This is a genomic window from Sandarakinorhabdus limnophila DSM 17366 (assembly GCF_945882885.1).
Lineage (GTDB): Bacteria > Pseudomonadota > Alphaproteobacteria > Sphingomonadales > Sphingomonadaceae > Sandarakinorhabdus > Sandarakinorhabdus limnophila_A.
On record NZ_CAMCWT010000048.1, the window covers coordinates 1 to 17150 of the forward strand.

Sequence of the window (17150 nt, forward strand, 5' to 3'; positions counted from 1 at the left end):
ATCAGGCAAAGGCCGAGGTGTTCGATTACATCGAACGCTTCTACAATCCCACACGCAGGCACTCGACCTTGGGGTATCTCAGCCCCATCGACTTCGAGCGGCAGGCTAATGTAGCCTAACCTCGTGTCCATCAAACCGGCAGCAGCTCAATGATCGAGGCGATGCTGAGCGCAGCGTGACGCCAGTGTGCGCCCAAGCGGCTGGCAATGCTGCCGATTTGATCAACAGCAACGCGAGGATCTTGCGATGGGCTTGGTGTCGATAAGGATCCACAAACCGCGTCTGCTGCTGGTCATGATTACGCTGCTGCTTGCATTTTGGTGGGGATGGAGCTGGATTGGTCGTCCGCGCGGTGTTCAGGAGGTCGCCTACACGCCCGCTGCGTCAAGCTGTGGCAACGATGGCGCCCTGCGCTACTGCATCTACAGAAACAGGGCGGGCACAAATGGTGACGTGCTCTACCATCTTCACGGTCGCAATCTTGATGAAACCAGCTGGAACGACAACAGCTATTATACTGCCATGGTCCAGTCCGAATGGCAGAAAAGCAGCGCCTTGCCGCCAATCGTGATTTCACTCTCGTACGGCTCGACGTGGCTGCTTACCGCCAAGGGTACGGCCGAACAGAGCGGCCTGCTCGATGATCTGATGCGACGGCTTCCATCGCTGGAACGACAAACTGGCCAGCCGCGCCGCCGGCTGCTGCTGGGCGAGTCGATGGGCGGGCTCAATGTGCTGATTGCCGGGCTTTCCCATCCCGGTCACTTCGCGAAAGTCGCTGCGCTTTGCCCTGGCGTCTATCAGCTGTCGCCCTTTGCCCCGGTGGGCGAGATGGAGGCTGCACTGCAACGAACCGGCGCTGATCCCAGCATTGCCTTCGGCATCTGGATGCTGTCCCGCCGATATTTTTCCAATGACCGCGAATGGCAGGCGGCATCGCCGCTGGCCTTGATCGAAAGGGCTAGGCCGACGTCGCCCGCCATTTACCTGTCAAACGGCCTGTATGATGCCTATGGCAACTTCGAAGGCACGCAGATTCTGGCCCAACGCGCCATGAAGCGCGGCGTCAAGACGGAATGGCATCCGATCTATGGTGGCCATTGTGCGACAGACGCAAAATCCCTCGCAGCCTTTTTGATTTCCTGAATCCGCTGGATCGACCGGTGAGCCTGCGGTGACGCCTGCAATTGAAGTCAAATCGGGCTGAAGCAAAAAAAGGGCCGCAGCATCGCTGCGGCCCTTTCGAATCTCAAGGCTGATCAGTTCAGCCAACGATTTCCGTCTGCGCGAAGAAGTAGGCGATCTCGATCGCGGCGTTCTCGTCGCTGTCCGAACCGTGCACGGTGTTGGCTTCGATCGATTCGGCCAGTTCCTTGCGGATGGTGCCGGCATCGGCGTTGGCCGGGTTGGTGGCGCCCATGATGGCGCGATAGGCCGGAACGGCGTCTTCGCCTTCCAGCACCTGAACGACGACCGGGCCGCTGATCATGAAGACGACCAGTTCACCGAAGAAGCCGCGCTCGCGGTGGACGGCGTAGAAGCCTTCGGCCTGGGCCTGGGTCAGGTGCAGGCGCTTTTGCGCCACGATGCGCAGGCCGGCGCCTTCGATCATCGTGTTCACCTTGCCGGTGATGTTGCGACGGGTTGCATCGGGCTTGATGATCGAGAAGGTGCGCGTGATCGCCATGGAAAATTCCTGTGTTGCAGTGCGGGATGAAGGATGCGCGGCCCCCTACAGGCCGCGCCCCCCGATTGCAAGCCGTGAGGCCGCCAATCAGCCTTCGAAATTGTCCGCCACGAAACGATCGAGCAGCCGCACGCCGTAACCGGTGGCGCCCTTGTCGAAAAGCGCGCCGGGCTTGTTGGCCCACACGGTGCCGGCCACATCCAGGTGCGCCCACTTCACGCCGGGCTTGATGAAGCGGCCGATGAACTGCGCCGCGGTGATCGAGCCGCCTTCGCGCGGGCCGACGTTCTTGATGTCGGCAATGTCGCTGTCGATCAATTTGTCATAGGCATCGCCAATCGGCATCCGCCACAGCTTCTCGCCCACGGTATTGCCCGCCGTCTTCAACTGCTTGGCCAGGCCATCATCGTTGCAGAACATGCCAGCATGTTCATTGCCCAGGCTGATGATGATCGCGCCGGTGAGCGTGGCGAGATCGACAACCACGTCCGGCCCGAACGTTTCCTGCGCCCACCAGATGGCATCGCACAGCACCAGCCGGCCTTCGGCATCGGTGTTGATCACTTCCACCGTCTGGCCGTTCATCGTTTTCACCACGTCACCGGGGCGCTGGGCATTGCCGTCGGGCATGTTCTCCACCAGGCCAACGACGCCGACCACGTGCGCCTTTGACTTGCGGGCAGCAAGCGCGTGCATCGCGCCGGTGACGGCGCCGGCGCCGCCCATGTCCCACTTCATGTCTTCCATGCCCGCCGGCTGCTTCAGGCTGATGCCGCCGGTATCGAAGGTGACGCCCTTGCCAACCAGGCACACCGGCTTCACGTCATCACGGCCGGTGCCGTTCCAGCGCATCGCCAGAATGCGCGCCGGCCGCACCGAACCCTGCGCCACGCCAAGCAGAGCGCCCATGCCGAGCTTCTTCATGTCGGCATCGTCGAGAATGGTGAGTTCCACGCCCAGCGCGGCCAGATCACGGGCGCTTTCGACGAAGCTTTCCGGATAGATCACGTTCGGCGGCTCGGAAACCAGCGTGCGCGTGCGCGCCACACCGCCGGCAATCGCCATAAGCCTGTCGTGCGCGGTCACGTCGCCCGCGCCAACAATGGCCAGGCTGGTCAGCGTCGGCTTCTGCTTGTCCTTCTGCGTGGTGCGGTATTGATCAAAACGCCACGAGCGCAGCACCGCGCCGTGGGCCAGGTGCGCCGCCAGATCGCCGGCCAGCACGCCGGCAACGTCCACGCTCACGGTTGTCTCGCCGCTTAGCAGCAGGCGGGCGGCGATGGCGCCGCCGATGCGTTCAGCGACGCCGGTATCGATCTTGTCGGTGGGGCCAGTGCCCACCAACAGCAGCCGCCCATGCGACAAACCGGCCGGGGCCAGCAACTCGACAATTTCACCCACCCCGCCCTCAAAGCGCGCGGCCTTGACCGCCGACTGCACCGCCCCCTTCGCAGCGCCATCGGCCGCCTTGGCCCCGGCGCTGAGCGCACCATCCGGGCCGGCAAACACCACGAGCGCAGCGACCGGTTCGGCTACGGTGGCCGGATAGGAAATGGCGAGCATGAAAATCCCTTTCGATTCGAACAGGCGTTCTGATTAGGCGCGCCCTACGCCTTCGCCAAGCAGATGGTTGCAGGCCCGGCATGGCCCGGCTATCGACCGGATGTGCCCGCTTCCACCACCCTGCCCGCCCCCTGCTGGCCTGCCGTGCGCGCCAGCCTGCTGCTGGCGACAGCTGGCCTTGCGATGCTGCCGGCCCCGGCGCTGGCGCAGCGCATGTCTCCGGCCTTGTTGGGCAACAAGGATCCAGTCAACCGCGATCCCGATGCGCCGCCGCGCCGCGCCAACCTCCCGGCGCCCGGCGATGTGGTGGATTTCGAAGCCGATCAGCTGAGTTATGATGAAGAACGCCAGCTGGTGGTCGCCAGCGGCCGGGTGAAGGTGTCGCGCGATGGCTATGCGCTGCTGGCCGATCGCGTGGAATATGCCCGCGGGTCCGACAGCAAGGCCGGCGAAGTGGTGGCGATCGGCAATGTGCAGATCACCGGTCCTGCCGGCAACCAGGCGCTGGGTGACCGCATTACGCTTTCCGACAGCCTGAAGGATGGCGCCATCGCCAACATGCTGCTGGTGCTGAACGATGGCGGCCGGCTGGGGGCAAAGGCCGCAACGCGCAGCGACCGCCGTTACACGATGGATCGCGCCGTCTATTCCCCCTGCGCCGTGGTGGACAGCGAAGGCTGCCCGCAGGCGCCGGTGTGGAAGATCAAGGCAGTTAGAATCGTTTATGACGAAAGCCGTCACCGCATTTCCTATCGCGATGCCAGCCTGGAAATGTTTGGCGTGCCGATGATCTGGCTGCCCAGCCTGTCGCATCCTGATGGTGATTCCCCGCGCGCCGGCGGAGTGCTGGTGCCGGCAGTGGAAATCCAGCGGCAGCTGGGCGTGGGCGTTTCGGCGCCGATCCACTTCGCCACCGGGCCGGATCAGGATTTCACCATCACCCCCCGGCTTTATACCGCCACCAATCCGGCGCTGGCCTTTCAGGCGCGGCGGCTGTTGAAGGACGGCCCAATCCAGGTCGATGGCATGTTCACCTTCTCGCGCCGCTTTGATCTGGCTGCCGATGGCGTGACGGAAGTGGACCAGGGCGAACGCTTCCGCGGCTATCTGGGCGTGAAGGGCCGGTTGCAGCACGACAGCAAATGGCGATCAGTGTTCTCGGTTCGCCTGACGACGGACGACACGTTCAACCGCCGTTATGGCCTGGGTTTCGATGATACGCTGCGCTCGTCCTATGCGCTGGAACGCGTCACCGATGAAAGCTGGCTGTCGATTTCAGCCTGGTATTTCCAGGGGCTGCGCGCCACCGATCGCGGCGGCGAGATCCCGCTGGCGCTGCCGTTGATCGATTATGACTGGCGGCCCGATTGGAATGTGGCTGGCGGCAAGGTGCGGCTGGGCGCCAATTCGCTGCTGCTCACCCGCAGCAGCGGGCAAGACATGTTCCGCGCCGTCAGCTGGGGCCGCTGGGATCGCAACTTCTACACGCAGATGGGTCAGCGCATCGGTTTTACCGGCCTGGTGCGCGGTGATCTTTATGATGTGCGCAATTCGGAACTGGCCACCTTCCCCGATTATGCCGGCCGTGATGGCTGGCGTGGGCGCGCTGTGGCGCTGGCGGCGGTTGATGTCAGCTGGCCGTTTGCCGGCCCGGCCTTTGGCGGCGAGCAGGTGATCAGCCCGCGGGTTCAGCTGGTGGCGGCGCCGCGCATCGCCAATGCCGGCTTCGCCAACGAAGATGCCCGCGCCTTTGAACTGGAAGACGTGTCGCTGTTCGATCTGAACCGCACGCCGGGCCTTGATCGCGTCGAAAGCGGCAGCCGCCTCACCTATGGCGCCGAATATACACTTGATCGGCCCGGCTGGCAGCTGCGTGCCGAAATCGGCCAGTCGCTGCGCTTGAACGGTGATGGCAGCGAGTTTGCCGATGGCACCGGCTTTCGCGGCCGCGTTTCCGACGTGGTGGGCCGCACCAGCCTGAAGATCGGCCGGCTGGTGGAACTGACCCACCGCTTTCGGCTCGACAAGGATAATTTCGCTGTTCGCCGCAATGAAATCGATCTCACGCTTGGCGGCCGGCGTTCCTATGTGTCGGCGGCCTATATTCGCCTCAACCGCAACGTCACGCTGGAAGATCTGGAAGACCGGCAGGAATTGCGCGTTGCCGGGCGCGTGGCCATCGCACGCTATTGGGCGCTGTTCGGCAATGCCATCATCGATCTCACCACCAAGGCGGAAAACCCGTTGGCCAATGGTGATGGCTTCCGCGGTATCCGCCACCGGGTTGACATCCAGTATGAGGATGAATGTTTTCGCTTCGGCATCGGCTGGCGCCGCGACTATGTGGGTGACCGCGATTTCCGCCCCGGCAACAATTTCCAGATCACCATCGCCTTCAAGACGCTGGGTCAATGATGTTTTCAGCGGCCGTTCAGGCGGCGGCCGCCATTGCGGCCCGGTCTGGCCCAAACAAGCGCTTTCCCCGATCGCTGCCCTTGCGCTAAGGGCAAAGCTCGGGGATGCGCTGCGGCGCTTCGGAGCATGTGAATGAAGGTCAAATTTCTGAACGGACTGCTGGGGTTTGCCGTGGCTGGGGCCATGGTGGTGCCCGCCGGCAACGCCAGCCTGCTGGCCCAGGCCGCGCCCCGCACGTTTTCAGCCAATGATCTGCCCGAAATGGTGGTCTTGGGCGATGTCGATCCGACGCTGCGCAAGGCCCAGGCCATCGTCAATGGCGATGTGATCACCGACACCGATATCGATCAACGCCTCGGTCTGGTGCTGGCAGCCAATGGCGGCCGGGTTGCTGATGAAGAAAAGCAGCGCCTGCGCCTGCAGATCATCCGCAACCTGATCGATGAAAAACTGCAACTGCAGGAAGCCGCCGAAAACGACATCCGCATCAATGAAGCGGATGTCACCCGCTCGTTCGAGCGCATTGCCCAGAATTTCAAGCGCACGCCGGCACAGTTCGAAATCTACCTGAAAGGCAATAGCTCTTCGTCAAACAGCCTGAAGGCCCAGATCCGCGCCGAAATGGCGTGGAGCCGGGTGCTGCGCCGCAAGGTCGAACCGATGGTCAATGTCGGTGACGATGAAGTCCAGCAGGTGATCGACAAGCTGAACGCCGCCAAAGGTAAAGACGAATTTCATGTTGGCGAAATTTTCCTGTCGGCCACGCCGGAGACGCTTGATGCGGTGATGCAGGATGCTTCGCGCATCGTTGGCCAGGTGCGCGGCGGGGCGAGCTTTGTCGCCTATGCCCGCCAGTTTTCCGAAGCCTCCTCGGCCGGCCTTGGCGGCGATCTGGGCTGGGTGCGCGGCGAGCAGCTGAACAGCGCCGTTTCGACCACCGTGGCAGCGCTGGAGCCGGGCCAGGTCACCGATGCCATCCCGGTAACGGGCGGTGTCGCCATCATGGCGCTGATCGAAAAGCGCCAGGTGCTGGCTGCCGATCCCTTGATGGCGCAGCTCAGTCTGAAACAGCTCACCATCCCGTTGAAGGCCGATACCACTGAAGCCCAGGCCCGCGCCAAGGTGGAGGAAATCGGCAGGCTCAGCCAGAACACGGGCGGTTGTGGCGGTGTCGAGGCGCTGGCGCAAAAGGTGGGCGGCGAAGTCGCTTTCAACGATGCGGTGCGCATGAAGGATCTGCCGGCGCAGTTGCAGGCCATTTTGGGCCGCATGTCGATCGGCGAAGCCACCCCGGCCTTCGGTTCGGCCGAAGAAGGCCTGCGCGTGCTGGTGCTGTGCGGCCGCGACGACAGCCAGGTGCAGGCCAAGGCACCCAATTTCGAGGAAATCTACGCCCAGATGAACGATGAGCGCGTGAACATGCGCGCCCGCCGTTACCTGCGCGATCTGCGGCGCGACGCCATCGTCGACTATCGTTGATGGCACCAATCCCGGCGCCATTGGCCGTTTCGATCGGCGATCCGGCCGGCATTGGCCCGGAAATTATCGCCGGCGCCTGGGAACAACGGGTCGCCGCCGGGCTGCCGCCATTCCTTGCCATTGGTGACGCATGTTCGATCCGCGCCGTGTGGGATGGGCCGATTGCCGTGCTGTCTGATCCGGCTGCCGCCGCCGCTGCCTTCAATGGCGCACTGCCTCTGATTCAGGTTGATGATCCCGGCGAGATCGTGCCCGGCGAACCCAATCTGGCCGGCGCCCGCTGCGCGCTGGACAGCCTGGAACTGGCCGCCGGCATCACCCGCCAGGGCATGGCATCGGCGCTGGTCACCGGGCCGGTGTCAAAGGCGCAATTGTTCGCCATCGGCTTCACCTACCCGGGCCAGACCGAATTTGTTGCCGAACGCTGCGGCATCGCGCCGGCCAATGCGGTGATGATGCTGGCCGGGCCGTCCTTGCGCACCGTTCCGCTCACCGTGCACGTGCCGCTGGCCGAGGTGCCGCGGTTGGTCACCGCCGATCTGATCATCACCCGCGCCCGCATCACCGCCCGGGCGCTGATCCGCGATTACGGCATCGAAAACCCGCGCCTGGCCATCGCCGGCCTCAACCCGCATGCCGGCGAACAGGGCACGCTGGGCCGCGAGGAGGTGGAGATCATACGCCCGGCTATCGAGGCCCTGCGCGCCGAGGGTATCGACGTGATCGGGCCCCTGCCCGCCGATACGATGTTCCACGCGCATGCTCGCGCCCGGTTCGACGTGGCGCTGTGCATGTATCATGATCAGGCGCTGATCCCGTTGAAGGCGCTGCATTTCGATGATGGTGTCAACGTCACGCTTGGCCTGCCGATCGTGCGCACCTCGCCCGATCATGGCACCGCCTTCGATATCGCCGGCAAGGGGCTGGCCACCCCCAGCGCCATGATCGCCGCCATCCGCATGGCCGGTGAGTGCGCCGCCCGCCGCGCCGCCGGCTGAGCCATGTCGTTGCCCACACTGCCGCCGCTGCGCGAGGTCATTGCCCGGCACGGGCTCAATGCCAGGAAATCGCTTGGCCAGAATTTCCTCACCGATACCAATCTGCTCGATCGAATCGCCCGCATTCCCGGACTCGGGCCGGTGTCACGCGTTTACGAAGTCGGCCCCGGCCCCGGCGGCCTTACCCGCGCTCTGCTTCGCACCGGTGCGCAGGTGTTTGCGGTTGAGCGTGATGACCGCGCCCTGCCCGCGCTGGCCGAACTTGCCGCCGCCGCCGATGGCCGCCTCACCGTGATCGGCGGCGATGCCATGGCCGTCGATCCGCGCGCGCTGGCCGGGGACGGCGCCCATATTGTGGCCAACCTGCCCTACAATATCGGCACTGCCCTGTTCACCGGCTGGCTGGAAAGCCCACAATGGCCGCCATGGTGGGCCAGCCTGACCCTGATGTTCCAGAAGGAAGTCGCCCAGCGCATCATCGCGAGCCCAGGTGATGATGCCTATGGCCGGCTCGCCGTGCTGGCGCAGTGGCGTTCTACGCCAAAGATCGCGCTCACCCTTCCGGCTCGCGCCTTCGTGCCGGCGCCCAAGGTCGAATCCGCCGTGGTCCATCTCGTGCCCACAACGCCGCTAAGCACCGCCACCCCGGCCCGCCTTGCCGCGCTGACGGCCGCAGCCTTCGGCCAGCGCCGCAAGATGCTGCGCGCCAGCCTGCGCGGCCTGCCCGGCGCACTTGAGGCGATGGAAGCTGAAGGCATCAAGCCCGAAGCGCGGGCGGAAACCGTGCCGGTGGAGGCCTTTGCCAAGGCGGCAGCACGGTTGGGTTAAGCCCGCACCGCAGGCAGTCCCCTCACTCCTTCGTCGTCTTCGCCTTCACCGGCGCCACGCTGGCCTGGGCGCTCGCCTTGGCGATCACGCCTTCCAGGCGTGTCGCGGCACCGCAATCGGCCTTGCACAGCGCCTTGATGAGGGCGAGGTTGATTTGGGCCCGCGCCGTCGCGCCGCGCGCCACCAGCGCCCGGCCCTGGCCTTCCAGGGTGGCAATATCCGACGGGTTCAGCGCCAACGCGTCGCGATAATATTTCACCGCCTTGCCGGGCAGGCCAAGCTTTTCATAGGCGGCGGCAATGCCGGCAAACGCCGCGACATTGCGCGGATCACTGGCCAGCGCGGCTTCGAAACTGTCGATGGCGTCCTGTGGCTTGCCGGCGTCCAGCGCGGCCTGTCCGGCGGCAGCCATCTGGAGCGAAACCGGCTTCAACTGGTCGTCGCGGCCGGGTGCAGCGGCGGCAGTTGTGGCCAGCAGGGCCAGCGGCAGCAGGAACGTGAAACGCATCAAATGTCTCCCTGGCGTCGCTTTTATCAAAGCCGGGATGACTGCGCGATGAAAAAACCGTCGCACCCATCATCGGCCGGGGTCAGTATACGGCTCTGCCAAGGTCCCAAGTTCGGTGTGGCGGCCAACTGCGCTTCGCCTTCGGCCGGCAGCAGCGAACAGACGATATAGACAATCCGCCCGCCGGGCTTGAGCAGCAGCGTGGCCAGTTCGATCAGCATGACCTGCGTCGCCACAAGCCGTTCCAGTCGCGCCAGATTCAGCCGCCAGCGGCTTTCCGGGTTGCGCCGCCAGGTGCCGCTGCCCGAACAGGGTGCATCGATCAGCACGGCATCGCAACTGCCCATCAGATCGGCCAGCGCCTGCGCTTCGCCGCCGGGATTGAGCAGCCGCGTTTCCACCGCCGCGCCGGCCCGTGTTGCCCGCGGCGACAGCTGGCTCAGCCGGGCGCGATCGGTATCACAGGCGATCAGCCGACCTTCTCCGGCCATATCGGCCGCCAGCGCCAGAGACTTGCCGCCGGCGCCGGCGCACAGGTCCACAACCGTTTCGCCGGCATGCGCCGCCAGCGTGGCGGCCGCGATCTGGCTGCCGGCGTCCTGCACTTCGATGAGGCCTTCGCCAAATTCCGGCAGCGCTTCGACGTTGGTGCCCGATGGCAACCGCACGCCGTGCGCGGTGTTCGGCAGCAATTCCCAATCGGGATGATTGGCCAGCACCGCATCGCGATTGGCCCGCATCGCGTTCACCCGCACATCCAGCGGCGCCCGGTCCAGCAGCGCCGTCACCTGCCGTTCCGCATCATCGCCAAACCGCTCGATCAACATACGCTCCAGCCAGGATGGGGCCAGGCCAGGCGTCGCAGCTGGTTCACCATGCACCAGTGCCGGCGGCGCATGGCCGGACGCGCCAAACAACGCCAGCAACTCAGGATCATGGGGGCGGGCATGGCCGATCACCGCGGCGCGGCCCGAAACCGGGCGCTCACCCATTGAACGGATGACGGCGAACACCAGATCACGCACCGCGCGCCGATCCTTGGAACCGGCATAGCGGCGGGTGGAGAAATAACGCTGGATGATCGTGTCGGCTGCGGCCCCGCCATCGCGCGCGGCGGTGATCACCTGATCCAATATCTCGATGGCGGCCTGAAGCCGTGCGGCGGAGATCATCCGCCTGTCGGATAGTTGGGGGCTTCGCGCGTAATGGTCACGTCGTGCACGTGGCTTTCCTTCAGGCCGGCATTGGTGATGCGGATGAACTCCGCCCGTTCCCGGAACTGTTCCAGCGTGGCAGAGCCGGTGTAGCCCATCGCCGCCTTCACCCCGCCCACCAGTTGATGCAGCACATTGGCAGCCGGGCCCTTGTAGGGCACCTGGCCTTCAATGCCTTCCGGCACCAGCTTCAGCTGATCCTTGATGTCCTGCTGGAAATAGCGATCGGCACTGCCGCGCGCCATGGCGCCCACGCTGCCCATGCCGCGATAGCTCTTGTAGGTGCGGCCCTGCCACAGGAACGTCTCGCCCGGCGCTTCCTCTGTACCGGCGAGCAGGCTGCCCACCATCACGGCGCTGGCACCGGCGGCGAGCGCCTTGGCCACGTCGCCACTGGTGCGCAGGCCGCCATCGGCGATCACCGGAATGCCCAGTTTCCAGGCGGCTTCGGCGGTGTCCATCACCGCGGTCAATTGCGGCACGCCCACGCCGGCGACAACGCGCGTGGTGCAGATCGAACCCGGCCCGATGCCCACCTTGATGCCATCGGCGCCGGCATCGATCAGGGCCATGGCGGCGGCAGCGGTCGCCACGTTGCCGGCAATCACCTGGGCGCTATTGCTGTGCTTCTTGATGCGCACCACCGCTTCGGCAACGCGGTCGCTGTGGCCGTGGGCGGTATCAACGATGATCAGGTCACACTCGGCATCCAGCAGCGCCTCAGTGCGTTCAAAGCCCGTATCGCCCACGGTGGTGGCAGCGGCAACGCGCAGGCGGCCGGCTTCATCCTTGGTGGCGTTGGGGTGGTTCACCGCGCGCACGATGTCCTTCATGGTGATCAGGCCGATGCAGTGGCCATCATCATCCACCACGATCAGCTTCTCGATGCGGCGGTTGTGCAGCAGGCGGCGGCATTCGGATTCGGTCACACCCGGGCGCACGGTGACAAGATTTTCCTTCGTCATCAGCTCGGCGATCGGCTGCGCGTCATTTTCAGCAAAGCGCAGATCGCGGTTGGTGACGATGCCGACAAGACGGCCGGGGGCGCCACCGGGGCCGACTTTCTCCACCACCGGAAAGCCCGAAATGCCGTGGCTCGCCATCAGCGCGCGGGCATCAGCCAGCGTCTGATCCGGGGTGAGCGTGATCGGGTTGACCACCATGCCGCTTTCAAAGCGCTTCACCTGGCGCACAGCCAGCGCCTGTTCCTCCACGGTGAGATTGCGGTGCAACACGCCGATGCCGCCCAGCTGCGCCATGGTGATCGCCATGTCGGCTTCGGTCACTGTGTCCATCGCGGCGGAAAGCACCGGGATGTTGAGCCTTATGCCCTTGGTCACCCGTGTCGAAGTATCGGCCATGCCGGGCAACACGGCGGATGCGGCCGGCACCAGCAGCACGTCATCGAAGGTAAGGCCCAGGCGGGGTTCCTTGATCCGGGATGACATGATGGGCGACTCCTGTGGCTGCGGCGGTTGGCTTCCATAGGGGTGAAGGCCGCACATGAAAAGAGCGCGCTGCGTTGCCACAGCGCGCTCCCGTCATTCAGATGCAGGCAGACCGGCTCAGGCGCCGGCCAGCACACCATAGAATTGCGCGATCTGGGCGCGCGGACCGGCCTTGACGGCATCAAAGGCGGCCTTGGCGCCGGCCTTGTCACCCATCTTCAGCAAGGCCGCACCCATGCGCAGGTTCACGGTATCCTGATCGACAACCGTGTTGCCAATCAGGCCCTTGTAGAAGCCCACGGCCTTTTCATGCTGGCCCAGATTGGCCAGCGTATCGGCCACCACCAGCGCGATGCGCGGGCTTGCCTTGGCTTCCTTTTCTAAGCCGGGCAGCGCTGCCTTGGTCTCGGTGTTCTTCGACGCTGCGAGGCGCACGATTTCACCGATATTCTGCTTGCCCGGATCGATCAGCTTCTTGGTGATGGCTTCCTTCAGCACCATGTCGGCTTCGTTGGGCATGCCGCGTTCGATGGCGGCATCAGCATATTCCAGATAATTGTTGCCGGTGGTCATGGCGCCGGCAGCCCACATCAGGCGGCCCCAATCCAGCAGCATGTTGTTGTCCATGTTGCCGGCGCGCTGCTTCACCAGCTCGATCGACAGATTATAGCTCTTGGGCTCCGGGAAGGCCTTCACCCAGCCCAGCAGCGCCGGCATGATCTGCGCTTCCATCTTGCCGTCGATCACCGATTGGGCGCGGAATTCGTACCAGCTGCGGTCACCCTTCTGGCCAGCGGCTTCGCGCAGATCGATGGCCTTGCTCAGCAGTTCCACCACGCGCGGCTTGCTGTTCAGTGCGGCGTTCACGCTGGCGGCCTGCACCAGCATGTCCACATCGTCGGGCTTCTGGGCCAAGTAGAATTCATACCATTTCCAGGCCAGCTGGTAATCCTTGCGGTTGGACGCAAGGCCAGCAATGAACTTGGAGAAGTTCAGCTTTTCTTCGGGCGTAATCGACGGCGCTTCGGCGGCTTCGAGCAGCGCTTCTTCCAGCTTGGCATTGTCCTTCAGATTCTGCGCCGAAAACAGCTTCAGCTTGGCCATGATCAGCGCGTCGTCCTTTTCGGCACGCGGAACTGTGGCGGCAGTGGCCAAAGCGGCCAGCGCGCCGGCATGGTCACCGGCGGCCTGCAGTTTCTGGACGGCCATGACCACGGCCAGGATCGGCTTGGACAGCTTCGGCGGTGCCGGCTTGTCGGCAGCCTTGTCCTTCTTCTGTGCCAGTACCGGGCTGGCCATCCCCAGGCTGCCGGTCATCAGCACCAGCGCCAAGGCGGTTGCGATCGTCTTCATTCATGCCTCCCTCAAGCAATATGGAGTTGAGCTAAGCCGCGATGGCGGCGGCGTCAACCGGCCACAGGCACAGGTGATCCTGCTCTTTTGCATCTGCAACATGAACATTAAGTGAGTTTGGGGGTGAGTTTGCGACCAGCCCTTGCCCTGACCGCCACAACGCGCGAGAATCGACGCGAAATGACGGCTCTTGCCGCCTCCTTGCCGCTGGCCGGCCTGCCGGTGCGGTTCCGCGCCGGGCTCACGGCTGCGCTGGCCGCCGGGTTGGCCTATCTGCTGCTTTCCCCCATGCTTGATGGGATCGCGAACGTCGTGCTGAAGGGCAGCGGAGCCACGCTGCTGGCGCTTTCGGCGCTGCAATTGCGCACCGATGGCGCCCGCTGACTGGCAGCGATCATGGCCCTGGGGGCGCTGGGTGATGTGCTGCTCGCCCTGCCCGGCCTGTTTATTGCCGGTGCCGCCAGCTTTGCCGCCGGGCATTTGGTGGCCATCATCTTCTATGCCCGCCATCGCAGCGCCGCTGGCACCCGGGATTGGCTGATGGCGGCGCTGCTGCTGCTGTTCGGGCTGGCGATGCCGCCGCTGCTCACCCCGGCCGGTCTGCCCTTCGGCCAGACATTGCTCTATGCCGTGCTGCTCACCGCCATGGCGGCCAGCCTGTGGCTCAGCCGCTTTCCCCGGTTGGCAGCATTGGGCGCGATCGCCTTCGTGCTGTCAGACACGATCCTGGTGCTGCGCCTGGGCGGTGGCCGGCTGATCGGGCCAACGGCGGATGGCGCGCTGGTGTGGGCCTTTTATTTCGGCGGCCAGTGGCTGATTACGCTGGGCGTGGGGCGCGGGCTCCTCGCCCGCGCCGCCCGCGCCGATTAGGCCTCTTCGCCCGGCACTTCCGGCACGTCGCCCACTTCGGCTTCCTCATCAGCCGGGATCAGCGCAGCCGAAACCACAAGCTCATAATCGGCCACCTTGAACAGGATGACGCCCTGTGCCGCCCGGCCCATGATGCGGATATCACCCGCGCGCAGCCGGATCAGCTTGGCCTGGTCCGTCACCAGCATCACATCATCACTGTCGCGCGCGGTGAAGCTGGCCAGCACGTCGCCGTTGCGATCGCTTTCGGCGATGTTGCGGATCCCCTGCCCGCCGCGGCCCGACTGGCGATATTCGAACGCCGAACTGCGCTTGCCAAAGCCATTGGCGGTCACCGTCAGGATGAACTCCTCGGCCGCCGCGAATTGCCCCATGCGGGTTTCCGAAAGCACACGCTCGCCCGGCTCATTCTTCCAGGCCGCGGCCTTCAGATAATCCTCGCGCTCTTCCGTGCTGGCGGCAAAGCCCTTCAGGATCGCCATCGATACCACTTCGCCGCCGGCGCCCAGCGCCATACCGCGCACACCGGTGGAGGTGCGGGAGACAAACTCGCGCACATCATCCACGGGGAAGCGGATGGCCTTGCCGCTCTTGGCGGCCAGGAACACATCATCGGCCTGGTCGCACAGCGCCACGCCGATCAGCCGGTCGTCATCGCCTTCTTCAAAGCGGATGGCGAGCTTGCCGGCCGTCGGCACACTGGTGAAACTGTCCATGGCGTTGCGGCGCACGCCACCATGCGCCGTGGCAAACATCACGTGCAGGCGTCCCCATTCGGACTCGTCCTCCGGCAGCGCCAGCGTGGTGATGATCGTTTCGCCATCGGCAAGGGGAAGCAGATTGTTGATCGGCTTGCCCTTGGCCTGCGGGCTGCCCACCGGCAGGCGCCACACCTTCAGGCGATAGACCTTGCCGGCCGAGGAGAAGAACAGCACCGGATTGTGGGTGGAGGTGACAAACAGCGTCGTCACCGCATCTTCGTCCTTGGTGCCCATGGCGTTGCGGCCCTTGCCGCCGCGGCCCTGCGCCCGATACTCGGCCAACGCCACGCGCTTGATCCAGCCATCGCGGGTCACGGTCACCACCATGTCCTCGACCTCGACCAGATCCTCGTCATCGATGTCCTCGGCGTTGAACACTAATTCGGTGCGGCGCTTGGACTGGAATTCATTGGCGACATCGTCCAGCTCGGCATTCAGCACGGAACGCAGGCGCACACGGCTGGTCAGGATGTCGAGCAGATCGGCAATGGCATCGGCCAGTTCCTTCAATTCACTGCCGATTTCATCGCGGCCCAGCGCGGTGAGCTTGTTGAGGCGAAGATCGAGGATGGCGCGCACCTGCAGATCCGAAAGCCGGATGGTGGGCGCGTCCACGTCCACCGTGCCGGCTTCGACCAGCGCCAGATAGGGCCGGATTTCCGCCGCATCCCAATCGCGCGCCATCAGCGTTTCACGGGCTTCGGCCGGGCTGGCGCTGGCGCGGATGATGCGCACGACTTCGTCCAGGTTGGCGACCGCAATCACCAGGCCGATCAACAGGTGGGCCCGTTCGCGTGCCTTCATCAGCTCGTGCTTCGAACGGCGGGTGATGACCTGCTCACGGAACTCCACAAAGGCGTGGATGATGTCCTTCACGCCCATCAGTTCCGGGCGTCCGCCACGAATGGCCAGCATGTTGAAGGCAAAACTCTGCTGCGCCGGCGTGTTGCGCCACAGCTGGTTCAGCACCACGTCCGGCGTGGCATCGCGCTTCAGATCGAGCACGATGCGCACGCCTTCGCGATTGGATTCATCGCGCAGGTCAGACACGCCCTCGAGGCGCTTGTCCTTCACCGCTTCGGCGATCTTTTCCACCAACGCGTTCTTGCCTTGCTGGTATGGAATTTCGGTCAGCACGATGGCGCGCTTCTCGCCGCGGCCTTCTTCCACCACGTGGCGCGAACGGATGCGGATGCTGCCGCGCCCGGTTTCATAGGCCTGTTTGAGCTGGCTCGAACCCAGGATGATGCCGCCGGTGGGGAAATCCGGGGCCGGCAGGTGGTGCATAAGGCCTTCAACGCTGATCATCGGATCAGCCAGCCAGGCCCGTACCGCATCGATCACTTCGCCCAGATTGTGCGGCGGAATATTGGTCGCCATGCCCACGGCGATGCCGCCGGCACCATTGACCAGCAGGTTGGGGAAGCGCGCCGGCAACACGGTCGGTTCCTGTTCGGAACCGTCATAGTTGGTGACGTAATCAACCGTGTCCTTCTCGATATCGGCGAGCAGCGCCTCGGCCGATTTCGCCAGCCGCGCTTCGGTATAGCGCATGGCCGCCGGGGCATCCGGGTCCATCGATCCAAAATTGCCCTGGCCGTCGATCAGCGGCAGCCGCATCGACCAATCCTGCACCATGCGCGCCAACGCGTCATAAATCGCGCTGTCGCCGTGCGGGTGATACTTGCCCATCACGTCGCCGACGATGCGGGCCGATTTGCGATAGGGCTTGCCGTGGGTGAAGCCGTTTTCGTAACTGCCCCACAGGATACGCCGGTGCACCGGTTTCAGGCCATCGCGCACATCAGGCAACGCCCGCGAAACGATGACCGACATGGCATAATCGAGGAAACTCGTCCGCATTTCCGTAACGATGGAAATCGGCTGGATGTCGGGTTCGCCGGCGGGGGGTTTAGTGGTTGATACCATTGGGCTTTTCTTGGCTCTTTCAGGCGCACTTCAGATGCCCATTCGGATTAGGGGAAACGGTGCGAAAAGGCCAGTGGAAAGGGCAGGAATTCAGGGC

General features: G+C 64.5%; 15 protein-coding genes. 8 read left to right on the forward strand and 7 right to left on the reverse strand.

Annotated elements, in window-relative coordinates:
* On the forward strand, window positions 1-119 hold a 119-nt coding region (locus Q7O19_RS10545), incomplete at its 5' end, for an IS3 family transposase (protein WP_303810472.1).
* Between the two features lie 175 nt (window positions 120-294).
* Entirely contained in the window at window positions 295-1146 is an 852-nt protein-coding gene (locus Q7O19_RS10550; RefSeq protein ID WP_303810449.1) for an alpha/beta hydrolase-fold protein, read from the forward strand.
* Window positions 1147-1264: 118 nt separating this feature from the next.
* On the opposite strand, the gene ndk is transcribed toward Q7O19_RS10550, so the two are convergent.
* Entirely contained in the window at window positions 1265-1687 is a 423-nt protein-coding gene (gene ndk / locus Q7O19_RS10555) for a nucleoside-diphosphate kinase (RefSeq protein ID WP_303810451.1), read from the reverse strand.
* Window positions 1688-1774: 87 nt separating this feature from the next.
* Window positions 1775-3250, reverse strand: coding sequence for a leucyl aminopeptidase (locus Q7O19_RS10560; protein WP_303810453.1), 1476 nt, complete (start codon window positions 3248-3250; stop codon window positions 1775-1777).
* A 102-nt stretch (window positions 3251-3352) separates the two neighbouring features.
* On the opposite strand from Q7O19_RS10560, the gene Q7O19_RS10565 reads away from it, so the two are divergent.
* The 4 genes from Q7O19_RS10565 to rsmA all read left to right on the forward strand — a co-directional run bounded on the left by Q7O19_RS10565 (window position 3353) and on the right by rsmA (window position 8970).
* Window positions 3353-5665, forward strand: a complete 2313-nt coding sequence (locus Q7O19_RS10565; protein ID WP_303810455.1) for an LPS-assembly protein LptD — start codon at window positions 3353-3355, stop codon at window positions 5663-5665.
* Window positions 5666-5797: 132 nt separating this feature from the next.
* The gene (locus tag Q7O19_RS10570) at window positions 5798-7144 is read left to right on the forward strand and encodes a peptidylprolyl isomerase (RefSeq protein ID WP_303810457.1); all 1347 of its coding nucleotides are present in this window, start codon (window positions 5798-5800) and stop codon (window positions 7142-7144) included.
* Window positions 7144-8142, forward strand: coding sequence for a 4-hydroxythreonine-4-phosphate dehydrogenase PdxA (gene pdxA, locus Q7O19_RS10575; RefSeq protein ID WP_303810473.1), 999 nt, complete (start codon window positions 7144-7146; stop codon window positions 8140-8142). The genes Q7O19_RS10570 and pdxA overlap by 1 nt, the downstream gene beginning before the upstream one ends.
* A gap of 3 nt (window positions 8143-8145) precedes the next feature.
* Complete coding sequence (gene rsmA / locus Q7O19_RS10580; protein ID WP_303810459.1) at window positions 8146-8970, forward strand: 16S rRNA (adenine(1518)-N(6)/adenine(1519)-N(6))-dimethyltransferase RsmA; 825 nt, start codon at window positions 8146-8148, stop codon at window positions 8968-8970.
* A gap of 22 nt (window positions 8971-8992) precedes the next feature.
* On the opposite strand, the gene Q7O19_RS10585 is transcribed toward rsmA, so the two are convergent.
* The 4 genes from Q7O19_RS10585 to Q7O19_RS10600 all read right to left on the reverse strand — a co-directional run bounded on the left by Q7O19_RS10585 (window position 8993) and on the right by Q7O19_RS10600 (window position 13493).
* On the reverse strand, window positions 8993-9478 hold the full coding sequence (locus Q7O19_RS10585; protein ID WP_303810461.1) for a tetratricopeptide repeat protein: 486 nt from the start codon (window positions 9476-9478) through the stop codon (window positions 8993-8995).
* A 26-nt stretch (window positions 9479-9504) separates the two neighbouring features.
* Complete coding sequence (locus Q7O19_RS10590; RefSeq protein ID WP_303810463.1) at window positions 9505-10650, reverse strand: RsmB/NOP family class I SAM-dependent RNA methyltransferase; 1146 nt, start codon at window positions 10648-10650, stop codon at window positions 9505-9507.
* Window positions 10647-12140: an IMP dehydrogenase gene (gene guaB, locus Q7O19_RS10595; protein ID WP_303810465.1), complete on the reverse strand. Its 1494-nt coding sequence runs from the start codon at window positions 12138-12140 to the stop codon at window positions 10647-10649. The genes Q7O19_RS10590 and guaB overlap by 4 nt, the downstream gene beginning before the upstream one ends.
* Window positions 12141-12257: 117 nt before the next feature.
* A complete protein-coding gene (locus Q7O19_RS10600) occupies window positions 12258-13493 on the reverse strand; it encodes a hypothetical protein (protein ID WP_303810467.1) in 1236 nt (411 codons plus the stop codon).
* A gap of 180 nt (window positions 13494-13673) precedes the next feature.
* Between Q7O19_RS10600 and Q7O19_RS10605 the strand changes: the two genes are divergently transcribed.
* Together Q7O19_RS10605 and Q7O19_RS10610 are read left to right on the forward strand one after the other, a co-directional pair.
* The gene (locus Q7O19_RS10605; RefSeq protein ID WP_303810468.1) at window positions 13674-13877 is read left to right on the forward strand and encodes a hypothetical protein; all 204 of its coding nucleotides are present in this window, start codon (window positions 13674-13676) and stop codon (window positions 13875-13877) included.
* 12 nt (window positions 13878-13889) lie between these two features.
* Window positions 13890-14363, forward strand: a complete 474-nt coding sequence (locus tag Q7O19_RS10610) for a lysoplasmalogenase family protein (RefSeq protein ID WP_303810470.1) — start codon at window positions 13890-13892, stop codon at window positions 14361-14363.
* Here the strand turns inward: Q7O19_RS10610 and gyrA are convergent.
* Window positions 14360-17053, reverse strand: a complete 2694-nt coding sequence (gene gyrA / locus Q7O19_RS10615) for a DNA gyrase subunit A (RefSeq protein ID WP_303810471.1) — start codon at window positions 17051-17053, stop codon at window positions 14360-14362. The two genes, Q7O19_RS10610 and gyrA, sit on opposite strands and share 4 nt — an antisense overlap.
* Between the last annotated feature and the right edge of the window lie 97 nt (window positions 17054-17150).

Excerpts from the sequence above, each read along its gene's own strand:
- Q7O19_RS10550 (WP_303810449.1), top strand. The coding sequence starts at position 295 with ATGATTACGCTGCTGCTTGCATTTTGGTGGGGATGGAGCTGGATTGGT.
- ndk (WP_303810451.1), bottom strand. The coding sequence starts at position 1,687 with ATGGCGATCACGCGCACCTTCTCGATCATCAAGCCCGATGCAACCCGT.
- Q7O19_RS10560 (WP_303810453.1), bottom strand. The coding sequence starts at position 3,250 with ATGCTCGCCATTTCCTATCCGGCCACCGTAGCCGAACCGGTCGCTGCG.
- Q7O19_RS10570 (WP_303810457.1), top strand. The coding sequence starts at position 5,798 with ATGAAGGTCAAATTTCTGAACGGACTGCTGGGGTTTGCCGTGGCTGGG.
- pdxA (WP_303810473.1), top strand. The coding sequence starts at position 7,144 with ATGGCACCAATCCCGGCGCCATTGGCCGTTTCGATCGGCGATCCGGCC.
- rsmA (WP_303810459.1), top strand. The coding sequence starts at position 8,146 with ATGTCGTTGCCCACACTGCCGCCGCTGCGCGAGGTCATTGCCCGGCAC.
- Q7O19_RS10585 (WP_303810461.1), bottom strand. The coding sequence starts at position 9,478 with ATGCGTTTCACGTTCCTGCTGCCGCTGGCCCTGCTGGCCACAACTGCC.
- Q7O19_RS10590 (WP_303810463.1), bottom strand. The coding sequence starts at position 10,650 with ATGATCTCCGCCGCACGGCTTCAGGCCGCCATCGAGATATTGGATCAG.
- guaB (WP_303810465.1), bottom strand. The coding sequence starts at position 12,140 with ATGTCATCCCGGATCAAGGAACCCCGCCTGGGCCTTACCTTCGATGAC.
- Q7O19_RS10600 (WP_303810467.1), bottom strand. The coding sequence starts at position 13,493 with ATGAAGACGATCGCAACCGCCTTGGCGCTGGTGCTGATGACCGGCAGC.
- Q7O19_RS10605 (WP_303810468.1), top strand. The coding sequence starts at position 13,674 with ATGACGGCTCTTGCCGCCTCCTTGCCGCTGGCCGGCCTGCCGGTGCGG.
- Q7O19_RS10610 (WP_303810470.1), top strand. The coding sequence starts at position 13,890 with ATGGCCCTGGGGGCGCTGGGTGATGTGCTGCTCGCCCTGCCCGGCCTG.
- gyrA (WP_303810471.1), bottom strand. The coding sequence starts at position 17,053 with ATGGTATCAACCACTAAACCCCCCGCCGGCGAACCCGACATCCAGCCG.